The organism is Cupriavidus taiwanensis, from assembly GCF_900249755.1.
In the GTDB taxonomy this organism is placed as follows: domain Bacteria; phylum Pseudomonadota; class Gammaproteobacteria; order Burkholderiales; family Burkholderiaceae; genus Cupriavidus; species Cupriavidus taiwanensis_D.
In genome coordinates, this window is sequence record NZ_LT976853.1 from 3,218,767 (window position 1) to 3,240,721 (window position 21,955).

The following is a 21,955-nucleotide window of genomic DNA, read 5'->3' on the forward strand; positions in this document are numbered from 1 at the left end:
GTCTTATTTAGTGTGCGGAAGTGTCTGCGACCAGCGCCGCGACCATCCGTTCCATGCGCATGAAGCGCGATCCCTTCACCAGCACGGCGCCCGCTTGCGCCACCATGCCCCCGCTGTCTTCCTCCAAGGCCTTTGCCAGGTCTTCCGCGCTGCCGAAATGGCGGCCACTGGCGCCGAACGCCTGCACCGCATGCACCGCCAGTTCGCCGGTGGCCCACAGCGCGTCGATGCCGCGCGACCGGGCATAGGCGCCGATCTCGTCGTGGAACGCCGGCCCCTGGTCGCCGACTTCGCCCATGTCGCCCAGCACCAGCACGCGCGGCGCGGCAAACCCGGCCAGCACGTCGATGGCGGCGCGCATCGAGTCGGGGTTGGCGTTATAGGTGTCGTCGATCACCACGGTGCCGGCCGGCGTGTACTTGACCTGCAGCCGGCCCTTTACCGCCTTGAAGCCGGCCAGGCCCGACTGGATTGCCGGCACCTGCACGCCCGCGGCGAGCGCGCAGGCGATCGCCGCCAGCGCGTTGCGCACGTTGTGCTCGCCCAGCAGCGCCAGCCGCACCTCGAAGGCATGGCCCGGCGCGCGCACCTGCATCACCTGCACGCCGTCGACCAGCGCCACGCTGGCATGCACGTCGGCCTGCTGCGCGGTGCCGAACGACAGCACGCGGCGCGCGCCCGCGGCCGCGCGCCACACCGGAGCGTAGGCGCCGCCGCTTAGCGCGTCGAGCGGGAACACTGCCACGCCGTCGGCCGGCAGCGCCGCGACCGCGGCGGCGTGCTCGTGCGCCACCGCTTCCACGCTGACCATGAACTCCTGGTGCTCGCGCTGCGCGTTGGTGATCACCGCCACGGTAGGCTGGGCGATGCCGGCCAGGTAGACCGTCTCGCCCGGATGGTTCATGCCGAGTTCCAGCACCGCCAGCTTGTGCGTGGCACGCAGGCGCAGCACCGTCAGCGGCAGGCCGATATCGTTGTTCAGGTTGCCGCCGGTGGCCAGGCGCTGGTCGGCGCCAACCGCCTCGGCAAAGATCGCCGCGATCATTTCCTTGACCGTGGTCTTGCCATTGCTGCCGGTCACCGCCACCGCCGGCAGCGTGAACCGGCGGCGCCAGCCGGCGCCGAGCTGGCCCAGCGCGATACGCGTGTCCGGCGCGACGATGGCCGGCACGCCGGCATCGACCTCGCGGCTCACCAGCACCGCGGCGGCGCCGCGCGCGACCACGTCGGCAATGAAGTCGTGCGCGTCGAAGCGCTCGCCCTGCAGCGCGACGAACAGGTCGCCGGGCTCGACGCTGCGGCTGTCGGTATGCACGCGCGCAAACGGCACGGTGCCGTCGCCGCGAACGCGCGCGCCGTCGATCCAGCCAGCGGCTTGCTGCAGGGTGGTCATAGTGGTCTGGCTCATGCCGATACTCCGCGCGTGGCCAGTGCCAGCCGTACGTGTTCGCGATCCGAGAACGGCCGCTTGCGGCCCTGGATCTCCTGGGTGGCCTCATGGCCCTTGCCCGCCACCAGCACCACGTCGGCCGGCGCCGCGTGCCGGACGGCGTAGAGGATGGCGGCGGCGCGGTCTTCGATCTGGCGGGCGCGCGCGCGCTCGGCCATGCCGTCGGCAATCGCGTTCAGGATGTCCTGCGGGTCTTCGCTGCGCGGGTTGTCGCTGGTCAGCATGACTTCGTCGGCCAGGCGCTCGGCCACCGCGCCCATCAGCGGGCGCTTGATCGGGTCGCGGTCGCCGCCGCAGCCGAACACGCACCACAGCCGGCCGCCGCGCGCCTGCGCCACCGGGCGCAGCGCGGCCAGGGTCTGCTCGAGCGCGTCGGGCGTGTGCGCGTAGTCGACCACGGCCAGCGGCGCCTGCACGGCGTCGTGGCCGCTGCCGGCGCCGAACAGTTCCATGCGCCCTTCCACCGGCGCGAGCGTGCGCAGCGCGGCAATCGCCGCGTCCCACGCCACGCCGTTGGCCAGCGCCGCGCCCAGCACTGCCAGCAGGTTGCTGACATTGAAAGCGCCGATCATCGGCGTCACCACCTCCGCATGGCCGAAGCTGCCGTCGATATGGAAGGCGGTGCCGGTAGCCGTGGCGCGAACGTTGGTCGCACGCAGCCATGCGCCGCGCGGGCGGCGCACCGTGGTGGCGGCGGGCCCGTCGATGCCGTACTCGATCACGTGCGGCGCGCCGATCGCGGCGGCGTCGGCGGCGAGCAAACGCTGGCCCATGGCGTCGTCGCGGTTGATCACCGCCGTGCGCAGGCCGTCCCAGCGGAACAGGCGCGCCTTCGCGGTCTCGTATTCCGTCATCGAGCCGTGGTAGTCGAGGTGGTCCTGGGTCAGGTTGGTCAGCACCGCCACCGAGAAATGCGTGCCGGCCACGCGCTCCTGTTCCAGGCCGTGCGAGGACACTTCCATCGCCACGGCGCGCGCGCCGGCGTCGTGCAGCGCGGCCAGGCTGGCCTGCAGCTGCACCGCGTCGGGCGTGGTGAAGCCGGTGGCCTGCAGCGCGTCGGGGAAGCCGGTGCCGAGCGTGCCGATGGCCGCGCAGGGCGTGCCGGTCGCCTGCAGCACGCGCGCCAGCCACTGGCTGCACGAGGTCTTGCCGTTGGTGCCGGTGATGCCGGTCACGGCCAGGCCGCGCGCCGGATTGCCGTGCCAGCCGGCGGCGATCGGGCCGGCCAGCTGGTGCAGGCGGCTCACGGCCAGGTGCGGCACGGCGTCGCCGAAGGGCCAGTCGAAGGCGTCGGCCTCATAGACCACGGCGCCCGCGCCGGCGGCAATCGCCTGGGCAATATAGGGGCGGCCGTCGGTGGCCAGGCGCGTGTTGCCCAGCACGTAGGCGAAGAACACATCGCCGCGCGCCAGGCGCCGGGTATCGCCGCTCAGCTGCGCCGCGGCGGCCACGTTGGTACGCAGCCAGGCCAGCGCGTTGCTGGCCTGGGCGGTGACCTCGAGAGGGAGCAGGGGCTTGGCCGTCATCGGGTCGATCTCATTGGGTCGAGCTCCACGGTTCGCTTTCCTGCACCTTGTCGCTGACCACCAGCTGGCGGATCGGGGAATCGGGCTGGACGTTCAGCGCGCGCAGCGTGCCGCCGGTGATGGCCGCGAACGCCGGGCCGGCCACCAGGCCGCCGTAGTGGCTGCCGGCGGTGGGCTCGTCCACGCTGACGGCGACGATGATGCGCGGGTTCGACATCGGCGCCAGACCGATAAACGAGGCGCGGTACTTGCTGCGGTTATAGCCGCGCCCTTCATGCTTGTAGGCGGTGCCGGTCTTGCCGCCGACGCGGTAGCCCATCACCTGCGCCTCGGGCGCGGTGCCGCCGGGCGCGGTCACGGTTTCCATCATCGCGCGCACGTCGCGCGCCACCTGCGGCGACAGGATGCGCTCGCCGGTGGCGGGACCGTTGGTGCGGAACATGGTGACCGGGATCAGCTCGCCGTCATGCGCGAAGATGGTGTAGGCATGCGCCATCTGGAACAGCGACACCGACAGGCCGTAGCCGTACGACATGGTGGCCTGCTCGATCGGGCGCCAGCTCTTGTACGGGCGCACGCGCCCGGCCACCGCGCCGGGGAAGCCGATCTTGGGCGCCTGCCCCAGGCCGATGCTGGTGTACATGTCCCACATTTCCTGCGGCTTCATCATCATCGCGATCTTGGTCGTGCCGATGTTGGACGACTTCTGGATCACGCCGGTGACGGTGAGCGCGCCGTAGTTGTGGGTATCGGTAATGGTGGCGCCTTCGAACTGGTACTTGCCGGTGGTGGCGATCACCGTCGACGGCGACACGCGCTTGAGCTGCAGCGCCAGCCCCACCGTGATCGGCTTCATCATCGAGCCGGGCTCGAAGGTGTCGGTCAGCACGCGGTTGCGCAGCTGCTCGCCCGACAGCCGGGTGCGGTCGTTGGGGTTGTAGGTGGGCCAGTTGGCCAGCGCCAGCACCTCGCCGGTCTGGGCGTCGAGCACCACCGCGCTGGCGGCCTTGGCCTTGTGCTTCTCGACCACGGCCTTGAGCTCGTTGTAGGCCAGATACTGGATCTTGGCGTCGATCGACAGCTGGATGTCCTCGCCGTCGCGCGGGGTCTTCAGCACGCCGATGTCCTCGACCACGCGGCCAAGCCGGTCCTTGATCACCTGGCGCGCGCCGGCGCGGCCGGCCAGGCCGCTCTCCCGCGCCAGCTCGACGCCTTCCTGCCCGCGGTCCTCGACGTTGGTGAAGCCGACGATATGCGCCATCGCCTCCCCTTCCGGGTAGAAGCGCTTGTACTCGCGGGTCTGGTGGATGCCTTCGATCTTCAGCGCGGCGATCTTGTCGGCGACGTCGGGCAGCACCTGGCGCTTCAGGTAGACAAAGCCCTTGTCTTCGGACAGCTTCTTGCCCAGCTCTTTCTCGGACATGCCGAGCAGCCTCGCCAGCTGGCGGATCTTGGCGGCCTCGACCTGGTTGGGCACGTCCTCGGGCACCGCCCAGATCGCCTTGACCGGCAGGCTGGTGGCCAGCACCAGGCCGTTGCGGTCGAGGATCTTGCCGCGCGTGGCCGGCAGTTCCAGCGTGCGCTGGAAGCGCTTCTTGCCTTCGGCCTCGTAGAACTGGTTGCCCGGCCCCTGGATCCACGCGGCACGCACCGCCAGCGCGGCGAACGCGGCGAACATCAGGAACACCACCAGCTTGGAGCGCCACATCGGCAGGCGCAAGCCCAGCACCGGGCTGGCCGCGAACTGGCCGCTGCGCGGGCGCGAGGCGGTGCCGTTGCGGTCACGGCGGGGCGGGTTGGGGCGGGCCATGCTCATCAGCGCGCCTCCGCTGCGCTGGCCGGCGCGGACGGTGCCGGCGGCAGCACGATGCCGGACAGGTACTGGGTCTTGCCGGGGTTGACCGGCGCCATCTTCAGCTGCGCGCGCGCCGCATCGGCAATGCGCGCGCTCTTGCCCAGCGCGCTCTGCTGGTACTGCAGGCGCGACCAGTCGACATCGAGCTGCCTTTCTTCGGCCTGGGCCCGCTCGAGCGCGACGAACAGCGTGCGCGCCTGGTGCTGCGCGCTCACCAGCGACAGCGCGCACAGGATCAGCGCGGCCAGCAGGAAGAAGGTCAGGCGGTTCATGCGCGCGGACCTCCACGTGCCGCCGGGGCGGCCGGGGTGGCGGGGGCCAGCTTCTCGGCCACGCGCATCACCGCCGAGCGCGCGCGCGGGTTGGCGGCCACCTCTTCGGTGCCCGGCTTGTAGCGGCCGAGCAGGCGCAGCGTCGGTTGCGGCAGGTCGGCCGCGCGCAGCGGCGCGCGGCGCAGCGCCGGATCGGCATCCTGCTGGGGACGGGCGTGCGCCGCCATGAACCGCTTGACGATGCGGTCCTCCAGCGAATGGAAGCTGATCACCACCAGGCGTCCCCCTACCTGCAGCAGGTCATACGCCGCCTTCAGCCCTCTTTCGAGGTCCTCAAGCTCTTGATTGATGTGAATCCGTAGAGCCTGAAAGGTGCGGGTCGCAGGGTCCTGACCCTTCTCGCGTGTTTTGACGGCTTTCGCCACGAGCGCGGCAAGGTCGGCAGTAGTGGCGATGGGTCCGCCATCGCCGGATTCGCTCCGGCGAGCAACAATCGCCTTTGCAATCTGTACAGCAAACCGTTCTTCCCCATAGTCTCGTATCACCCTGGCAATGTCCTGCTCATCCGCCTGCGCCAGCCACTGGGCGGCAGTGATGCCGCGCGTGGTGTCCATGCGCATGTCCAGCGGGCCCTCGAAACGAAAGGAAAACCCCCTCGCCGCCTCATCGATCTGGGGCGAGCTGATCCCCAGGTCGAGCAGCACGCCGGCTACATGGCCACGCCCGGACAGGCGCTCGGCCATCGCCGCAAAGCTCGCGTGCTCAATGGAGAAGCGGGCATCCTTGATGGTGCCCGCTTCTGCGATTGCTGCTGGGTCCTTGTCGAACGCAACCAGGGCCCCGTCTGGCCCCAGCCGGGCCAGTACCGCCCGGCTGTGCCCTCCCCTGCCGAAGGTGCCGTCGACATACACGCCGTCGGGTCGCCAGACCAGAGCGTCGACGGCCTCGTCCAGCAGCACGGTGCGATGGTGCAGGGCGGGGGTTGCCGGGGTTCCGGTAGGACTCATGACCTCTTCAGAAAGAGAAATTCTTCAATGCTTCGGGCATGCCCTGCGCCATCGCCTGCTGTTCCTTGGCGGCGTAGGTTGCGGCATCCCACACTTCGAAATGGCTGCCCATGCCGAGCAGCATGACTTCCTTGTCGAGCATGGCGGCACTGCGCAGCTCCGGGGCGATCAGCACCCGGCCCGCGCCGTCCATTTCCACGTCGGCGGCGTTGCCCAGGAAGATGCGCTTCCACCAGTGCGCATCCATCGGCAGCGCTGCAATGCGCGTGCGGAAGTTTTCCCACTCGGGCCGGGGAAACAGCAGCAGGCAGCCATCCGGGTGCTTGGTCAGCGTCACCCGGCCCTCGGCCTGCTGTTGCAGCGCTTCGCGATGCCGCGACGGAATGGACATCCGCCCCTTGGCATCCAGCGACAGCGCCGATGCTCCCTGAAACAAGCTCGCTCCCGGTCCACGCCGGCGCCGCGAATGGTTCGCCGGCCGGCATGCGCGTGAATCCTTCCGTTCCGACTATGGTGAGAATCATCCCATGGCCGGGGCCCAATTTCACACAAAAATACACTTCCTCACACTATTTCCCACTTTAGAGGAAGCGATATGGGCGGTCAAGGCTGCAGGACGGGGTGCAAACGAGATTTTTTTAATCAGAACAATGACTTAGCGCGCACACCTCACGCACCGTAAAAGTGAATCCTTAATGAAATGAAGATCTTAGGGAGGAAAGCAGAGAAACCACCTGAGAACCACTTGCGGAGGAACTGCCGACCGCGCCGGAAAGACCGGTTCCGGCGCGTGCCCTGAGGATACAACAATTGCCCGCCAGCCCTGCTGAATCCAGGGCCGGTCGGGAGCCGGCCGGGCCCGGCCGGCGCGGCTCAGATCCGGTAGGCGGCGGTGGTCATCACGCGCGATGCGCCGCGCATCAGCGCCCGCACCGGCGCGGGCAGCGGCATGCCGCCGGCATCGCGCGCGGCGTCGCCGTGGCGGATCTCGTCGTCGCGCATCTGCTCGAGGATGGCGCGGGAGCGGCCGTCGGATTCGGGCAGGCGGTCCAGGTGTCCGCCGAGGTGGTGTTCCACCTGGCGCTCGGTCTCGGCAACGAAGCCCAGGCTGACGCGGTCGCCGGCACGGCCCGCGACCCAGCCGATGGCGAAGGCGCCGGCGTACCACAGCGGATTGAGCAGGCTGGGACGCGAGCCCAGCTCGCGCAGGCGCTCGGCGCACCAGGCCAGGTGGTCTTCTTCCTCGCGCGCGGCGGCGTCCATCTGCGCGCGTACGGCTGCATTGCGCGCGGTCAACTTCTGCGCCTGGTACAGGGCCTGCGCGCAGACCTCGCCGACATGGTTGATGCGCATCAGGCCGGCCACGTGGCGACGTTCCTCGGCGCTCATCTGTTCGGTGTCCGGCGCCAGCCGGTCAGCCGGGTTGGCGCGCGCCGAGCGCGTGGCGCCGGCAATGGCGCGCAGGGCCACGTCGAATTCTTTGATCAGGGTATCCATGTCGCAGAGGCGGTTGGTCTCGGTGCCCGGCAGCCCCTGCCATGGTGGGGTGCGCGGCCGCGGCGCGGCACGCCGGGGCGCCATCGGGATTACCCGTATTGTAGCTTGCCTCTAATCGCCGCCAGCCCGCATCCCGCCTTGCGTTGATACGCCCGGCTACTCAGAAACCCTGAGTTGTTAAAACAAGACAAGGGGTTGGGCCCCAATGGTGAACGAAAAGTTGTTTGTTAGAGTACTTCGCAACTTCCAAGGAAGTTTGACGCACGGGGGATGGAGACCATCAGGAGGTTCCTCCGCGCCGTCACCAATAATTCTTACAGTGGAGATCAACGAGCATGAAGAAATCGCTTCTGGCGCTGGCAGCGCTTGGCGCATTTGCTGGGGCGGCGCAGGCCCAATCGAGCGTGACCCTGTACGGGGTGGTCGATGCCAACATCGAATACGTGAGCAACATGTCCAGCGTCACGCCGTCGGCCGCCAACGGCCTGGCAGTCGGTCCGGCTGAAAACGCCTTCCGCCTGACCTCGGGCGGCCTGTCCGGTTCGCGTTGGGGTCTGCGCGGCGTGGAAGACCTCGGCAGCGGCATGAAGGCGCTGTTCGTGCTCGAAAGCGGTTTCGGTCTCGATGACGGCCGGTCGCAGCAAGGCGGCCGCCTGTTCGGTCGTCAGGCGTATGTCGGCCTGGAAAGCGCCCAGGTGGGCCGCTTCACCTTCGGTCGCCAGTACACCACGCTGTTCGACATGATGGCCAACTTCTCGCCGACCGGCTACGCCACCCAGTATGAGCCGGTGGTGGCGCAGCTGGGCCTGAACTTCCGCTCGGACAACACCGCCAAGTACACCGGCAAGTTCGGTCCGGTGACGGCGATCGCCCACTGGTCGTTCGGCAACGGCGTCGCCGGCGGCGGCGAAGTCCCGGGCCAGTTCCGCCGCGACACCGGCTACGGTGCCGGCCTGGCGTGGGCCGCTGGTCCGTTCGGCATTTCGGCCGCGTACGACCAGTACAACCCGACCCTGAACGCCGCCGGCGGCACCGGCGACTTCAAGAAGGCCGCCGTCGCCGCAAGCTACGCCTTCGGCCCGGCCAAGCTGATGGCCGGCTACCGCTGGGGCATGAACAAGGCCGCCAACGACAACAACATCCTGAAGGACAACTACTACTGGGTCGGTGCCAACTACCAGGTCACGCCGGCGCTGGGCCTGACGCTCGCCTACTTCTATGACGACGTCAAGAACCTGAACCTGGCCGCCAACGGCGCCACCAACAACATCAAGAACCCCTGGCAGATCTCGTTTGTCGCCGACTACAACCTGTCCAAGCGCACCGACGTGTACCTGACCACCGCCTACTCGAAGAACGCCGGCGTCAACTTCGACACCTCGGCCATCAGCTTCGCCAACGGCTACTTCCTGGGCGCCGGCAAGGACAACATGGTCGGCGTCGCCCTGGGTATCCGCCACAAGTTCTGATCCGCCTTCCCAGGCCGATCCCTGCAAGGCACCTCCGGGTGCCTTTTTTCATTGCCGGCACCGCGCGCGCCATAGGGCATCACCTCATCGGCGCCGCCGCGGGTGCCGACTAGAATGCACTGACGCTACGCACCGCGGTGCCATCCAGCGGGCCACACCAGGAGACCGAGCATGCAACCCAATCGCCGGCGCGTCGTTGCGCTGCTGCTGTCCGCCAGCCTCGGCGCGCTTGCCGGCCAGCCGGCGCTGGCCGCCGACCCGTACCCGGCCAAGCCGATCCGGCTGGTGGTGCCCTTCGCCGCCGGCGGCACCACCGACATCCTGGCGCGCGCGGTGGCGGCCGAACTGGCCAAGCTGCCCGGCTGGAACGTCGTGGTCGACAACAAGCCCGGCGCCGGCGGCAATATCGGCGCCGACATCGTCGCCAAGGCCGCGCCCGACGGCTACACGCTGCTGATGGGAACGGTCGGCACCCATGGCATCAACCAGTCGCTGTACGGCAAGCTGCCATTCGACCCGATCAAGGACTTCGCCCCCATCACCGAGGTGGCGGCGGTGCCCAACGTGCTGGTGCTCAACCCGGCCTTTGCGCAGCAGAACAAGATCGACAGCGTCAAGGACCTGGTTGCCTATGCGCGCGCCAACCCGGGCAAGATCAACATGGCCTCGAGCGGCAACGGCACCTCGATCCACCTGGCCGGCGAGCTGTTCAAGACGCAAACCCGGACCTTCATGGTGCACTTCCCGTACAAGGGCAGCGGCCCCGCGCTGACCGACCTCGCGGGCGGCACCATGCAGGTGATGTTCGACAACCTGCCGTCGTCGATGGCGCTGATCAAGAGCGGCAAGTTGAAGGCGCTGGCGGTGACCAGCGCCAGGCCGTCGCCGGCGCTGCCGGGCGTGCCGACCATCGCCCAGGCCGCCGGCCTGCCGCAGTACGAGGCCAGCTCGTGGTTCGGCATGCTGGCGCCGGCGGGCACGCCGCCGGACGTGATCCAGCGCATCCAGCAGGAGGTGGCCAAGGCGCTGGGCGCGCCGGCGGTGCGCGAACGGCTGCAGGCGCAGGGCGCCGAGCCGATCGGCAACACGCCGGAGCAGTTCGCCGCCTTCATCCGCGCCGAAACCACGAAATGGGCCAAGGTGGTCAAGGATTCGGGCGCCAAGGTGGATTGACGCCGGACTGGCATTGGATTGATCGCCGGCAGGGCCGCGGCCCGCATCGCGCATATACTTGAGGCATCAAATGTCGGCCGCCCGCAGCGTGGGCGGCCCCTGGCGGCGCTTGCCGCACACCTGCCACACCAGGCCGCACTGAAGATGCCCAACCTGTCTCCCACCACCGGCGCCGAGAGCGCGCCGGTCGACCTCGAAACCCGCGCCGACCACACCGAGCACGAGGCCCTGCGGCTGTGGCTGCGGCTGCTGACCTGCACCAACCTGATCGAGGCCGATATCCGCTCGCGGCTGCGCCAGGACTTTGCCTGCACCCTGCCCCGCTTCGACCTGATGGCGCAGCTCGACCGCCATCCCGAGGGGCTCAAGATGGGCGAGCTGTCGCGCCGCATGATGGTGACCGGCGGCAACGTCACGGGCATCACCGACCAGCTGCAGCAGGAAGGGCTGGTCTCGCGCGAGGCCCTGCCCACCGATCGGCGCGCCTACCTGATCCGCCTGACGCCGGCCGGGCGCGCCGCGTTCTCGCGCATGGCGCGCGCGCATGAGGACTGGGTCGGGCAACTGTTCTCGGGCCTGGCCGAGACCGACCGGCGCGCCTTGTTCCGACTGCTTGGCCGGCTCAAATCCGGCCTGATCTCGCCATGAAACCGCTTGCCATCCTGACCCTGTGCGGCGTGCTGCCGGTGCTGGCCGCCTGCAGCAGCACGCCGCAGCCGCCGCAGGTTACCCCGGTGAACGCCACCATCAAGCTCGGCCGTGTCACGGAAAAAGTGTTCCTGACCCGCCTGGACGTGGCTCAGGTGCCCCCTTACTACGGCGGCGGCACCAGCGTCGGCGTGGGTGCCGCGGGCGGCGGCGGCGGTGGCGGGGTGGGCGTGGGCTTTGCCTTCGACCTGAGCCGGCTGTTCAACAAGCCGGCGGCGGTGCAGCAGGTGGACCTGTTCCAGTACAAGGTGCGTACCCTGGATGGCGCGATGGTGTCGGCCAACGCACCGGCGGCGCCGGGGCTGGAGCCTGGCGCCTGCGTGCGCGTGATCTACCCCGACGGCGGCCAGGAGGCGCGGCTGGCGCCATCGAACGAGTGCTGACGCTGAACCGCCCCGCCTGAATGCACAACGGCCTCCGCAGAGGCCGTTGTCGTTTCCCGTGGCAGGGCCGCGCGTTCAGGCGGCCGCGCGGCTGTCGCGCAGTTCGCGGCGCAGGATCTTGCCGACGTTGGTCTTCGGCAGCTCGGTGCGGAACTCGACGTACTTGGGCCGCTTGTAGCCGGTCAGGCGCTCCTTGCAGAATTCGATCACGTCGGCCTCGGTCAGCGCCGGGTCTTTCTTCACCACGAACAGCTTGACCACCTCGCCCGAATGCGTGTCCGGCACGCCCACGGCCGCCACTTCGAGCACGCCCGGGCACTCCGCCACCACGCCTTCGACTTCGTTCGGATACACGTTGAAGCCCGAGACCAGGATCATGTCTTTCTTGCGGTCGACGATCTTGGTGTAGCCGCGCTCGTCCATCACGCCGATGTCGCCGGTCTTGAAGAAGCCATCCGGGGCCATGACCTTGGCGGTCTCGTCGGGCCGGTTCCAGTAGCCGGCCATCACCTGCGGGCCGCGGATGCAGATCTCGCCTGGCTGGCCCAGCGGCACGTCGTTGCCGTCGTCGTCGCGGATCACGACTTCGGTCGACGGCAGCGGCATGCCGATGGTGCCCGAGAACACATTGGTGTCGGTCGGGTTGCAGGTGGCCGAGGGCGAGGTCTCGGACAGGCCGTAGCCTTCGATGATCGGGCAGCCGGTCTTGGCCAGCCATTGCTTGGCCACCGCCTCCTGCACCGCCATGCCGCCGCCGTTGGCCACGCGCAGGCCCGAGAAGTCGACCTTGCCGATGTCGGGGTGGTTGAGCAGCGCGTTGTAAAGCGTGTTGACGGCCGGGAACATGTTGAACTTGTACTTCTGCAGTTCCTTGATGAAGCCCGGGATGTCGCGCGGGTTCGGGATCAGCACGCTGGTGCCGCCGCTGCGCATGCCCAGCAGGCAGCAGACCGTCAGCGCGAAGATGTGGTACAGCGGCAGCGCCGTGATGGTGATGGGCTGGTCGATATGGGCGCCCTTGTTCAGCGCCGGCTGCATCCAGGCTTCGGACTGCAGCACGTTGGCCACCACGTTACGGTGCAGCAGCACCGCGCCCTTGGACACCCCAGTGGTGCCGCCGGTGTATTGCAGGAAGGCGATATCGTCGGGCCCGGTGGTTGCCGGCTGCAGCGTCAGCTTGCGGCCTTCGGCCAGCACGCTGTTGAAGCGCACGCAGTTGGGCAGCTCCCACGCCGGCACCATCTTCTTGACGTTGCGGACGACGAAATTGACGATCGCGCCCTTCAGCCCGCCCAGCATGTCACCCATGCTGGCCACCACCACATGCTTGACCGGGGTCTTGGCCAGCACCTGCTGCAGCGTGGCGGCAAAGTTTTCCAGGATCACGATGGCTTCGGCGCCGCTGTCCTTGAGCTGGTGCTCGAGTTCGCGCGGGGTGTAGAGCGGATTGACGTTGACCACCACGAAACCCGCGCGCAGCACCGCGGCCAGCACCACCGGGTATTGCAGCACGTTCGGCATCATGATGGCCACGCGCGCGCCGGGACGCAGCCCGCGCGACTGCAGCCACGCGGCGAAGTGGGTCGAGAGCCGGTCCAGTTCACCATAGGTGATGGCCTTGTCCATGCAGATGAAGGCCTTGCGGTCGGCATAGGTATGGAAAGACGCCTCGAGCAGCGCGGCAAGCGAGCGGAACTGGCTGGCATCGATCTCGGCAGGGACGCCGGCCGGGTAGTGTTTCAGCCAAATTCTTTCCATAGCACCGTCTCCTGAATTTCTGAATGGTCGTTCGATTTTGCCGAGATGCTAAACGTGCGCCCCGGTTAAAACAACAACTTAGACGAAGTCCTCAGGGTGGTCCGCCATGGCTTTCCGCCCCTGACGAGCATTATGCGCCACCGATCGGGCATAAGCAGCGGGATAACCCCTAGGTGCCCGCTCAGCGCTTACGCCCTTATGCGCTTATGCGCTTATGCGCTTGCGTGTCGCTGGGCAACACCAGCTTCATCATGCTGGCCGCGAGTTCGCGCGCCAGGGTCTCGGGATCGGTGCGCCCGGGTTCGTGCCAGGTGTACAGGAAGCCGACCACGCTGCCGATCGCATGCGCGGTCACGCGCGCGTCGCCAAAGGCGAACACGCCTTCGCGCTTGCCTTCTTCCAGCAGCGCATAGAGGTCGCGATAGAAGTCCCGCGCCATGCTGTCGAGCCACGCCACGGTGTCCGGGCGCAGGTACTGCCGGTCACGAAAGCTCAGCGTAGCCGGCACGTGGCAAGCGATGCAGCGCCGCGCCATCTCGAGCAGGCAGGCGTGCAGGCGGGCGCTGACGGGCTGCGCCGGGTCGGCGGTTTCGCGGATCACGGGCAGGCAGGTCTGGGCCGACTCGCGGCACAGGATGTCGAAGATCTCGTACTTGTCAGTGAAGTAGTAGTAGACCGCCGGCTTGGTCACGCCCAGCGCGCGGCACAGGTCGTTCATGGTCATGCCGGGATAGCCCTTGCCGTAGAAGAGCTGGGCGGCGGTATCGAGGATCTGCCGGCGGCGCGCTTCCTGGCGCTCGGCGATATGCGGGCGGGCCGGCTGGGGCTCCGTCGGTGCGCGCAGCGGCGGGGCCAGCGGTTCGGATCTGGAAGCAATCGACATGGCGGCATTCTCGCACGGGCGCATGGCCTCGGCACCGGGGTTGCGCGCGCGAACCCACCCTGCGGCCTAGTTGGCCGCCGCCTTGCCGCCCGCGGTCAGCGTGTCGGTGCGGGTGGCCGGCGGCGCCAGCCGGCGCAATGCCGCCTCGCGCTCGCCGGCAGGCAGCGCGCCGATGCGGCGCGCCTCGGCATAGAAGCGCTGCCAGTCGCCGTCGCAGCGCGCCAGCAGCGCGGTGAAGGCCGGCACCCATTGCTGGTACGTCGCTACCGCGGCCAGGTGGGCGTTGGTCAGCGGCTGGTCGAACCAGCGGTCATAGCCGCTGTAGCCGCCCCACTCGGTGCGCAGCCGCGCATAGCCGGCGCGCAGGTCGGCAAAGATCTTCGCCTTGCCCTCGCGCTTGGCGGCGTCGTCGAGCGGGGTCTGGTACAGCGCCACCAGCCGGTCGCGCGTGCCCAGCAGCAGCGCGCGGAACTGCTGGCGCCGGGCATCGTAGCGGCGATAGCTGGTGCGCGCATCCTCCGATGCATCCTGGTCCAGCCAGCGTTCCACGCCGGCCGCCTCCACCGCGGTGGCGAAGGATTCGTTGAAGGCGGTGTCGTTGCGCACGTACACCACCTGGTGCGCCAGTTCATGGAAGATCAGCCGCGCCAGCTCGCCCTCGGGCAGGTAGACGAAGGTATTGAGCAGCGGGTCATCGAAATAGCCCAGCGTCGAATAGGCGGGGACGCCGGCCACATAGGTCTCGAGCCCGTCGCGGCGCAGGCCTTGCGCATACTGCTCGGCGTCGGACTGCGCGTAGTAGCCGCGGTAGCTGATGCAGCCGACGATGGGGAAGCACCACTTGCGCAGTTCCATCGACAGCTCGGGCGTGGCGAACACGCTCCACACCACATAGGGCCGATGCAGGTTGGCGTAGCGGCGGTAGCTGCCGTTGTCGGGCAGCTTCAGCTCGCGCGAGGCGAAGTCGCGCATGCGGCCGGCCAGCGCCAGCCGCTGGGCCAGGCGCGCATCGTTGGCGCCGTGCGCGCTGGCGATCGCGTCGGTCAGCGGCTGCGCCTGCGCCATCACGCCGAGGTGGCCGCCGATCGACTGCGCGTAGTAGCCGATCGCCTCGCATCCCGCCGTCAGCAGGACCACCGTGGACAGCGCCGTGGCCCCCAGGAGTGCCGCCCAGCCGCGGCGGCCGCGCCGCCACTTCATGCCGCCTCGGCTGCCCCTTGCGCGCAGGCTTCGACCTGCACCAGGCAGTCGTAGAACACCGGCGCGCGGCCCAGGTCGGTCAGGCGCTGGCTGGTCAGCTCATTGGCGTTCTTGCCGTCTGGCGCGAGCTTCTTCCACCAGATCGACAGCCCCACCACCAGGCCGCGCCGCGCGCGGTCGGTAACGCGCGCGCGCGCCACCATGCTGCCGCGGTCATTGAAGGCGCGCACCAGCGCGCCATGCACGATGCCGCGCTCGGCGGCGTCGGCCGGGTGGATGTCCAGGTGCGGCTCGCCCTCGGTGGCGCGCAGGCTGTCGACGTTGACGAACGAGCTGTTGAGGAAATTGCGCGCCGGCGGCGAGATCATCGCCAGCGGATAGCGCGCCGCCAGTTCCGGCGCGGTCTGCGGCGCTTCGTACTGCGGCACGTAGTCGGGCAGCGGGTCGAAGCCGTCGCGCGCCATCGGCTCGGAATAGAACTGGCACTTGCCCGACGCGGTCGGGAAGCCGCCTTCGGCGAACGGCGCGGCCGGCAGCGCCAGCTTCTGCCAGCCCTGCGCTTTCAGCGATTCCCAGCTGATGCCGGCGGCGCGCGCATCGTCCGGAATGATGGCCTGCGCGGCGATGGCCTCGTCGCTGTCGGCAAAGCAGGGCTCGGCAAAGCCCATGCGCTGCGCCAGCCGGCGGAAGATCTCGGTGTTGGGCAGGGCCTCGCCCAGCGGCGCGATGGCGGCGTTGTTGGCCAGGAAATAGGTATGGCCGTAGGCCTTGTGCACGTCGGTGTGCTCGAGCTGCGTGGTCGCCGGCAGGATGATGTCGGCATAGTCGGCGGTGTCGGTGCGGAAGTGCTCCAGCACCACCGTGAACAGGTCCTCGCGCGCGAAGCCCGCGGCGACCTTGCCGGATTCGGGCGCCACCGCCACCGGGTTGCTGTTGTAGACCACCACCGCCTCGATGCGCGGCGCGCCGGGCGCGGCTTCGGCCAGCAAGGCATCGCCGATGGTGCTCATGTTGACCAGGCGCGGCAGCTGCTGCGGCCAGCCCGGCAGCAGGTCCGGACGCTGCAGCGCGGCCTCGTTGACCGGGAAGAAACCCGAGGTCGACAGCTGCAGCCCGCCCGCCGGATGGCGCCACGCGCCCACCAGCGACGGCAGGCACGCCACCGCGCGCACCGCCTGGCCGCCGCCGTGCACGCGCTGCATGCCGTAGTTCAGCCGGATCGCCACCGGCTGGCGCTCGCGCACCGCGAGCTGGCCGTAGAGCCCCGCCAGCCATTCGACGTCTTCGACCGGGATGCCGCAGATTTCGGCCGCGCGCGCCGGCGGATACGCCTGCGCGCGCTCGCGCAGCGCGTCGAAGCCGACGGTGTGGCGTTCGATGTAGTCGTGGTCGAGCAGGCCGTCGCGGATCAGCACGTGGATCAGCGCCAGCGCCAGCGCGCCGTCGGTGCCGGGCATCGGCGCGATATGGCGGTGGCACTTCTCGGCGCTCAGCGACCGGTACGGGTCGATCGCCACCAGCGTCGCGCCGCGCCGCTTGGCCTCCTGCGCGCGGGTCCAGAAGTGCAGGTTGGAGGCAATCGGGTTGCCGCCCCAGATGATCACCAGCCTGGCATCGACCACGTGCTCCATGTCCATGCCGACGCTGGCGCCATAGGTGTAGCGCAGCGCGGTAGCGCCCGCGCTGGCGCAGATGGTGCGGTCCAGCCGCGACGCGCCCAGCTTGTTGAAGAAGCGCGCGGCCATGCTTTCGCCCTGCACCAGCCCCATGGTGCCGGCGTAGCTGTACGGCACGATCGCCTGCGGATCGCGCGCGGCGATCGCCTGCAGGCGGGTGGCGATGGTATCGAGCGCCTCGTCCCAGGAGATCGGCGCGAACTTCCCTTCGCCCTTCTTGCCGACGCGCTTCATCGGCGTGAGCAGGCGGTCCGGGTGGTAGGTGCGCTCGGTGTAGCGCGACACCTTGGTGCACAGCACGCCCTGCGTGCCGGGATGGTCGGGATCGCCCGCCACCTTGACCGCGCGCCCATCCTCGACGGTGACGAGCAAGGCACAAGTATCGGGGCAGTCATGCGGGCAGGCGGCGCGGACGGTGCGGGAAGCCATGGGTTCTCCGGGCGGGGGATCTGTTGTTCTGGTTCGGTCGTACGGAACTGGAGATGCCGGCGCAGGCGGCGGGTAGCGGCGCCTGCGCCGCGCCGGCCGGCGGCGCATGCCCCGGGCGTGCGGGGCGATGGCGGGGAGTATCTCGTCCCGATTGTATTCGATTATGATGTGCCGGCGCGCTCGCGGCACAGACCGCGACGCGCATCATGCCGCACGGTTTCAGAAGCTTGCCGGCGCAGACCGGCCAACGCGGCGAACGGGTAACCGAACCATCATTCGCGGGGGGTTTATGTCTTTCCGATCCGGGGTCAATGGCCGGCTTGCCGGCCTGCTGGTGGCGTGCGCCATCGGCACGGGCGGCGCGCACTGCGCCGCCGTTGCGGCGAACACCGCCGCCACCACATCCGAGCACGGCGTCACCGCCGACACCATCCTGCTGGGCCAGTCCGCCGCGCTGACCGGCCCGACCGCCGTACTCGGCAAGCAGATGAACTCGGGCGCGCGGCTCTATTTCGACCACATCAACCAGCAGGGCGGCATTTACGGGCGCAAGATCCGGCTCGAGGCGCTGGACGACTACTACGAGCCCGAACCGGCGGCCAAGAACACCAGGAAGCTGATCGAAGAGGACCGCGTCTTCGCCCTGTTCGGCTACGTCGGCACACCCACCAGCCAGGCCGCGCTGCCGCTGGCGATCCAGGCCAGGGTGCCGTTCTTCGGCCCGTACACGGGGGCGCAGTCGCTGCGCGAGCCGCGCAGCCGCTACGTGTTTCATGTGCGCGCCGGCTACAACGAGGAAACCGCCGCCATCCTGCGCCAGATCCAGACCACCGGGCTCAAGCGCGTGGCCGTGGTCTACAACGAGGACGCCTACGGCAAGGCCGGGCTGGACGGGCTCGAGCGCGCGCTCAAGGCCGCGCCCGACAGCGGCGTGCAGATCGTCGCGCGCGAGCCGGTGGTGCGCAACACCACCGAGATCGGCGACGCCATGCAGGGCTCGATGAAGGCGAAGCCCGACGCCGTGGTCATGATCAGCGCGTACCGCACCGCCGGCGCCTTCGTCAAGGAAGCGCTGCGCCGCGGCTACAACGGCCAGTTCTACAACGTGTCGTTCGTCGGCACGCAGGCACTGGCCAACGTGGTCGGCGCGCAGGGCAGCGGCGTGATCATCTCGCAGGTGATGCCGCACCCCGGCAACGCCACGCTGCCGATCGTGCGTGAATACCTGCGCCTGCTGCAGGCCGCGGGCAAGCCCAGCGAATTCGACTACGCCAGCATCGAGGGCTTCATCGCCGCCAAGGCCTTCACCGAAGGGCTGCGCCGCGCGGGCAAGGACCTGACACGCGAAAAGCTGGTGACCGCGCTGGAATCGATGCGCAACTACGACCTGGGCGGGTTTATCGTCAACTTCACGCCGGAGAACCATGTCGGCTCGAAGTTCGTGGAGATGACGATCATCAATTCGAAGGGGCAGGTGATCCGGTGAGCTGCCTCGATCCCTCTTGTGTTCTCCCCTCTCCCATTTATGGGAGAGGGGCGGGGGTGAGGGCCGGCGTCTCCGACGAAGTGAGGCGCCGCGATGCTTGCCAAGCGCCTGCCCTCACCCCCGGCCCCTCTCCCGCGCGCGGGAGAGGGGAGAAAACCGGCGGGATCGCGCAAGCCCTCGCCTACTTCATGTCATTCAAATGGCATGCCGAAAACCGCAGCGGCGCGATCTCCTTGAGCAGCGGCTGCTCTTCCCGGCAACGCGGCATCGCATGCGGGCAGCGCGGATGGAAATGGCAGCCGCTCGGCGGGTGCAGCGGCGACGGGATCTCGCCGCGGATCGCGACGTAGGTCTTGCGGGCCACCTCCAGCTTGGGCGCCTCCGCCAGCAGCGCCTGCGTATAGGGATGGTTGGGCGCGGCGAACACGTCTTCGGTCGGCGCGGATTCGACCACCCGTCCCAGGTACATGATCACCACGCGGTCGCTGATGTGCTTGACCACGCCCAGGTCGTGGCTGATGAACAGGTAGGTCAGGTTCAGCTCTTCGCGCAGGCGCATGAACAGGTTCAGCACCTGGGCCTGGATCGACACGTCCAGCGCCGCCACCGATTCATCGCAGACCAGGAACTCGGGCTTCACCGCCAGCGCGCGCGCAATGCCGATGCGGGCGCGCTGCCCGCCCGAGAACTGGTGCGGAAAGCGGCGCAGCACGGTCGGGTCCATGCCCACGCGCACCAGCATGTCTTCCACATACGCCTTCTGCGCGCCGCGCCCGACCATGCCGTGCACCACCGGCGCCTCGCCGACGATATCGAGCACGCGCAGCCGCGGGTTCAGCGAGGCATACGGGTCCTGGAAGATCATCTGGATCGCGAGCTGCTTTTCGCGCCGCTTGTCCGGCGGCAGGCGGTCCAGGTTGGTGCCGCGCCACAGGCGTTCGCCTTCGGTCAGCGAATGCAGGCCCACGGCCATGCGCCCGAGCGTGGACTTGCCGCAGCCGGATTCGCCGACCAGCCCCACCACTTCGCCGGCGCGGATGCTCAGGTCGACGCGGTCCACCGCGTGCACCACCTCTTCGCGCGCATGCGCGCCGAACAGGTTGGCGATGCGCGCGGCGGCGTCGAGCGACTTGACGAAGCGCTTGGACACGCCGCGCAGTTCGAGGATCGGCGCAGCGGGCGTGGCGCCTTCTTGCCCCGCGGGTTCCGTCATCGGGCGGGATTGCAGTGCAGTGGCGTTCATGCCGCCTCCTGGTTGGCCAGCACCGGATGGAAGCAGCGCAGGCGGCGTCCGTCGGCGGCGGTTTCCAGCGGGGGTTCGGTCTTGCAGGCCGCCGTGGCGTACGGGCAGCGCTCGCGGAACGCGCAGCCGCCCGGCAGGTTCAGCAGCGACGGCGTCATGCCCGGGATCTGCCGCAGCGGCGTGCCGCGCGGATTGCGCGACGGCGCCGAACGGATCAGGCCGTGGGTATAGGGATGTTCGGGGCGTTCCAGCACCTGGCGCACGTCGCCGGCTTCGACGATCCTGCCGGCATACATCACGCACACGGTATCGGCCAGCCCCGCCACCACCGACAAATCATGCGTGATCCAGATCAGCGCCGTGCCCGATTCGCGGCACAGGGTCTGCATCTCGTACAGGATCTGGCCCTGGATGGTGACGTCGAGCGCGGTGGTCGGCTCGTCGGCGATGATCAGGTCGGGCTTGTTCAGCAGCGCGATGGCGATCGCCACGCGCTGGCGCATGCCGCCCGAGAACTGGTGCGGGTAGGCCAGCAGGCGCTCGTCCGGCGACGGGATGCCGACCCGCGCCAGCGCATTGCGCGCGCGCTCGCGCGCCACCGCCTTGCCGACGTTCTCATGCGCCAGCACTGCCTCGATCATCTGCGTGTCGATGCGCAGCACCGGGTTCAGCGTCATCATCGGGTCCTGGAAGATCATGGCGATGCGGTTGCCGCGCACGTCGCGCTGCTGCGCCGGCGTCAGCGCGCGCAGGTCGCGCGTGACGCCGTCGCGGCTGGTCAGCGCGATGCGGCCGTCGACGATCTTCCCGGGCGGGTCGATCAGGCCCATGATCGAATAGCCGGTCATGGACTTGCCCGATCCGGACTCGCCCACCAGCCCCATGATCTCGCCGCGGCCCACGGTGAAGGACACGTCGTCGACGGCCCTTGCAATGCCGCCGCGCGTGTAGAAATGCGTTTTCAGGTGTTCGACCACCAGTGTCGGCTGTGCCATGTTCCGCTCCTTATTGCGTCTGCAGGCGCGGATTCAGCACGTCGCGCAGCTGGTCGGCGACCAGGTTCATCGCGACGATGGTGACCACCAGCGCGATGCCCGGAAAGAAGCTGATCCAGTACTTGCCCGACAGCATGTACTGCTGGCCGTTCGAGATCAGCGAACCCAGCGACGGCTCGGTGATCGGCACGCCCAGCCCGAGGAAGGACAGCGTCGCCTCCAGCGTGATCGCCGAGGCCACCTGCAGCGCCGCGATCACGATCAGCGGCGGCAGGCAGTTGGGCAGCAGGTGCCGGAACATGATGCGCGCCGGCGGCAGGCCGAGGCAGGTGGCGGCCTCGATATATTCCTTGCGGCGCTCGACCAGCGCGGCGCTGCGCGTGGTGCGCGCATAGTAGGCCCACTGCACCGCCACCAGCGCGATCACGATATTGCCCAGCCCCGGGCGCAGGAAGGCCAGCAGGATCAGCGCCAGCAGGATCGGCGGGAACGACAGCTGCAGGTCCGCCACGCGCATGATGAAGGCTTCGGTGCGCCCGCCGAGGAAACCGGCCAGCAGGCCGAGCGTGGCGCCCAGCAGCAGCGCGATCACGGTGCTGACCACGCCCACGCCGATGCTGATGCGCAGCCCGTACATCACCGCCGACAGGATGTCGCGGCCCTGCTCGTCCGAGCCCAGCAGGAAGGTCATGCCGGTGCCGGACTGCTCGCCCGGCGCCAGGCGCGCATCGAGCACGTCCAGCGTGGCCAGGTCGTACGGGTTCTGCGGTGCCAGCCACGGCGCGAAGATGGCGATCAGGATGATGGTCACCAGCGTCGCCAGTCCGGCCACGGCGATCTTGCTGGAGAAGAACTCGGCGGCAAAGCGCCGCCACGGGGATTGCTCGCGCGCCGCGGCGGGCGGCGGCGTCTGGTCTTCGGGTTCGACAGTCACGGCGGTCATGG

The 21,955-nt window shown here is 68.9% G+C and carries 19 protein-coding genes; 5 read left to right on the forward strand and 14 right to left on the reverse strand.

Annotated elements, in window-relative coordinates; translation table 11 throughout:
* Positions 1-7: 7 nt before the first annotated feature.
* The 7 genes from CBM2594_RS14735 to coq7 form a co-directional block, all read right to left on the reverse strand.
* Positions 8-1,408, reverse strand: coding sequence for a UDP-N-acetylmuramoyl-tripeptide--D-alanyl-D-alanine ligase (locus CBM2594_RS14735; protein WP_116357477.1), 1,401 nt, complete (start codon positions 1,406-1,408; stop codon positions 8-10).
* The gene (locus CBM2594_RS14740) at positions 1,405-2,976 is read right to left on the reverse strand and encodes a UDP-N-acetylmuramoyl-L-alanyl-D-glutamate--2,6-diaminopimelate ligase (RefSeq protein WP_116357478.1); all 1,572 of its coding nucleotides are present in this window, start codon (positions 2,974-2,976) and stop codon (positions 1,405-1,407) included. The genes CBM2594_RS14735 and CBM2594_RS14740 overlap by 4 nt, the downstream gene beginning before the upstream one ends.
* Before the next feature lie 10 nt (positions 2,977-2,986).
* Complete coding sequence (locus tag CBM2594_RS14745) at positions 2,987-4,792, reverse strand: peptidoglycan D,D-transpeptidase FtsI family protein (protein WP_116357479.1); 1,806 nt, start codon at positions 4,790-4,792, stop codon at positions 2,987-2,989.
* Entirely contained in the window at positions 4,792-5,103 is a 312-nt protein-coding gene (gene ftsL, locus CBM2594_RS14750) for a cell division protein FtsL (protein ID WP_116357480.1), read from the reverse strand. The genes CBM2594_RS14745 and ftsL overlap by 1 nt, the downstream gene beginning before the upstream one ends.
* Positions 5,100-6,110: a 16S rRNA (cytosine(1402)-N(4))-methyltransferase RsmH gene (rsmH, locus tag CBM2594_RS14755; protein WP_116357481.1), complete on the reverse strand. Its 1,011-nt coding sequence runs from the start codon at positions 6,108-6,110 to the stop codon at positions 5,100-5,102. The genes ftsL and rsmH overlap by 4 nt, the downstream gene beginning before the upstream one ends.
* 7 nt (positions 6,111-6,117) lie before the next feature.
* Positions 6,118-6,546 carry a division/cell wall cluster transcriptional repressor MraZ gene (gene mraZ, locus CBM2594_RS14760; RefSeq protein ID WP_018006227.1) on the reverse strand — a complete coding sequence of 143 codons (429 nt, stop codon included), beginning with the start codon at positions 6,544-6,546 and terminating at the stop codon, positions 6,118-6,120.
* A 437-nt stretch (positions 6,547-6,983) separates the two neighbouring features.
* Positions 6,984-7,607 carry a 2-polyprenyl-3-methyl-6-methoxy-1,4-benzoquinone monooxygenase gene (gene coq7 / locus CBM2594_RS14765; protein ID WP_116357795.1) on the reverse strand — a complete coding sequence of 208 codons (624 nt, stop codon included), beginning with the start codon at positions 7,605-7,607 and terminating at the stop codon, positions 6,984-6,986.
* 335 nt (positions 7,608-7,942) lie between these two features.
* Here coq7 and CBM2594_RS14770 point away from each other — a divergent pair, with 335 nt between their 5' ends.
* The 4 genes from CBM2594_RS14770 (at position 7,943) to CBM2594_RS14785 (ending at position 11,340) form a co-directional block, all read left to right on the forward strand.
* A complete protein-coding gene (locus tag CBM2594_RS14770; RefSeq protein ID WP_116357482.1) occupies positions 7,943-9,076 on the forward strand; it encodes a porin in 1,134 nt (377 codons plus the stop codon).
* A gap of 171 nt (positions 9,077-9,247) precedes the next feature.
* Complete coding sequence (locus CBM2594_RS14775) at positions 9,248-10,249, forward strand: Bug family tripartite tricarboxylate transporter substrate binding protein (protein ID WP_116357483.1); 1,002 nt, start codon at positions 9,248-9,250, stop codon at positions 10,247-10,249.
* Between the two features lie 144 nt (positions 10,250-10,393).
* Positions 10,394-10,897: a MarR family winged helix-turn-helix transcriptional regulator gene (locus CBM2594_RS14780; protein WP_116357796.1), complete on the forward strand. Its 504-nt coding sequence runs from the start codon at positions 10,394-10,396 to the stop codon at positions 10,895-10,897.
* Complete coding sequence (locus CBM2594_RS14785) at positions 10,894-11,340, forward strand: hypothetical protein (protein ID WP_116357484.1); 447 nt, start codon at positions 10,894-10,896, stop codon at positions 11,338-11,340. Before CBM2594_RS14780 ends, CBM2594_RS14785 begins: the two co-directional genes overlap by 4 nt.
* A 75-nt stretch (positions 11,341-11,415) precedes the next feature.
* On the opposite strand, the gene CBM2594_RS14790 is transcribed toward CBM2594_RS14785, so the two are convergent.
* The 4 genes from CBM2594_RS14790 to CBM2594_RS14805 form a co-directional block, all read right to left on the reverse strand.
* The gene (locus CBM2594_RS14790; protein WP_116357485.1) at positions 11,416-13,098 is read right to left on the reverse strand and encodes a long-chain fatty acid--CoA ligase; all 1,683 of its coding nucleotides are present in this window, start codon (positions 13,096-13,098) and stop codon (positions 11,416-11,418) included.
* A 196-nt stretch (positions 13,099-13,294) separates the two neighbouring features.
* Entirely contained in the window at positions 13,295-13,981 is a 687-nt protein-coding gene (locus CBM2594_RS14795) for a TetR family transcriptional regulator (RefSeq protein WP_116357797.1), read from the reverse strand.
* Positions 13,982-14,047: 66 nt separating this feature from the next.
* Positions 14,048-15,181 carry an aminopeptidase gene (locus CBM2594_RS14800; protein WP_116357486.1) on the reverse strand — a complete coding sequence of 378 codons (1,134 nt, stop codon included), beginning with the start codon at positions 15,179-15,181 and terminating at the stop codon, positions 14,048-14,050.
* Entirely contained in the window at positions 15,178-17,286 is a 2,109-nt protein-coding gene (locus tag CBM2594_RS14805; RefSeq protein WP_116357487.1) for a molybdopterin-containing oxidoreductase family protein, read from the reverse strand. The genes CBM2594_RS14800 and CBM2594_RS14805 overlap by 4 nt, the downstream gene beginning before the upstream one ends.
* Positions 17,287-17,575: 289 nt before the next feature.
* Here CBM2594_RS14805 and CBM2594_RS14810 point away from each other — a divergent pair, with 289 nt between their 5' ends.
* Complete coding sequence (locus tag CBM2594_RS14810; protein ID WP_116357488.1) at positions 17,576-18,772, forward strand: ABC transporter substrate-binding protein; 1,197 nt, start codon at positions 17,576-17,578, stop codon at positions 18,770-18,772.
* A gap of 181 nt (positions 18,773-18,953) precedes the next feature.
* Here CBM2594_RS14810 and CBM2594_RS14815 read toward each other — a convergent pair whose 3' ends face one another.
* Genes CBM2594_RS14815 through CBM2594_RS14825 form a run of 3 tightly spaced genes read right to left on the reverse strand, consistent with a single transcriptional unit; the run spans position 18,954 to position 21,953 of the window.
* On the reverse strand, positions 18,954-20,015 hold the full coding sequence (locus tag CBM2594_RS14815; RefSeq protein WP_116357489.1) for an ABC transporter ATP-binding protein: 1,062 nt from the start codon (positions 20,013-20,015) through the stop codon (positions 18,954-18,956).
* Positions 20,012-21,010, reverse strand: coding sequence for an ABC transporter ATP-binding protein (locus CBM2594_RS14820; protein WP_116357490.1), 999 nt, complete (start codon positions 21,008-21,010; stop codon positions 20,012-20,014). The genes CBM2594_RS14815 and CBM2594_RS14820 overlap by 4 nt, the downstream gene beginning before the upstream one ends.
* A gap of 10 nt (positions 21,011-21,020) precedes the next feature.
* Positions 21,021-21,953, reverse strand: a complete 933-nt coding sequence (locus tag CBM2594_RS14825) for an ABC transporter permease (protein ID WP_116357491.1) — start codon at positions 21,951-21,953, stop codon at positions 21,021-21,023.
* Between the last annotated feature and the right edge of the window lie 2 nt (positions 21,954-21,955).

Coding starts and splice junctions, on each gene's coding strand:
- CBM2594_RS14745 (WP_116357479.1), bottom strand. CDS start 4,792: ATGAGCATGGCCCGCCCCAACCCGCCCCGCCGTGACCGCAACGGCACC.
- CBM2594_RS14815 (WP_116357489.1), bottom strand. CDS start 20,015: ATGAACGCCACTGCACTGCAATCCCGCCCGATGACGGAACCCGCGGGG.
- CBM2594_RS14805 (WP_116357487.1), bottom strand. CDS start 17,286: ATGGCTTCCCGCACCGTCCGCGCCGCCTGCCCGCATGACTGCCCCGAT.
- CBM2594_RS14825 (WP_116357491.1), bottom strand. CDS start 21,953: ATGACCGCCGTGACTGTCGAACCCGAAGACCAGACGCCGCCGCCCGCC.
- CBM2594_RS14740 (WP_116357478.1), bottom strand. CDS start 2,976: ATGACGGCCAAGCCCCTGCTCCCTCTCGAGGTCACCGCCCAGGCCAGC.
- rsmH (WP_116357481.1), bottom strand. CDS start 6,110: ATGAGTCCTACCGGAACCCCGGCAACCCCCGCCCTGCACCATCGCACC.
- CBM2594_RS14800 (WP_116357486.1), bottom strand. CDS start 15,181: ATGAAGTGGCGGCGCGGCCGCCGCGGCTGGGCGGCACTCCTGGGGGCC.
- CBM2594_RS14780 (WP_116357796.1), top strand. CDS start 10,394: ATGCCCAACCTGTCTCCCACCACCGGCGCCGAGAGCGCGCCGGTCGAC.
- CBM2594_RS14775 (WP_116357483.1), top strand. CDS start 9,248: ATGCAACCCAATCGCCGGCGCGTCGTTGCGCTGCTGCTGTCCGCCAGC.
- CBM2594_RS14795 (WP_116357797.1), bottom strand. CDS start 13,981: ATGTCGATTGCTTCCAGATCCGAACCGCTGGCCCCGCCGCTGCGCGCA.
- ftsL (WP_116357480.1), bottom strand. CDS start 5,103: ATGAACCGCCTGACCTTCTTCCTGCTGGCCGCGCTGATCCTGTGCGCG.
- coq7 (WP_116357795.1), bottom strand. CDS start 7,607: ATGGATACCCTGATCAAAGAATTCGACGTGGCCCTGCGCGCCATTGCC.
- CBM2594_RS14770 (WP_116357482.1), top strand. CDS start 7,943: ATGAAGAAATCGCTTCTGGCGCTGGCAGCGCTTGGCGCATTTGCTGGG.
- CBM2594_RS14820 (WP_116357490.1), bottom strand. CDS start 21,010: ATGGCACAGCCGACACTGGTGGTCGAACACCTGAAAACGCATTTCTAC.
- CBM2594_RS14785 (WP_116357484.1), top strand. CDS start 10,894: ATGAAACCGCTTGCCATCCTGACCCTGTGCGGCGTGCTGCCGGTGCTG.
- CBM2594_RS14790 (WP_116357485.1), bottom strand. CDS start 13,098: ATGGAAAGAATTTGGCTGAAACACTACCCGGCCGGCGTCCCTGCCGAG.
- CBM2594_RS14810 (WP_116357488.1), top strand. CDS start 17,576: ATGTCTTTCCGATCCGGGGTCAATGGCCGGCTTGCCGGCCTGCTGGTG.
- CBM2594_RS14735 (WP_116357477.1), bottom strand. CDS start 1,408: ATGAGCCAGACCACTATGACCACCCTGCAGCAAGCCGCTGGCTGGATC.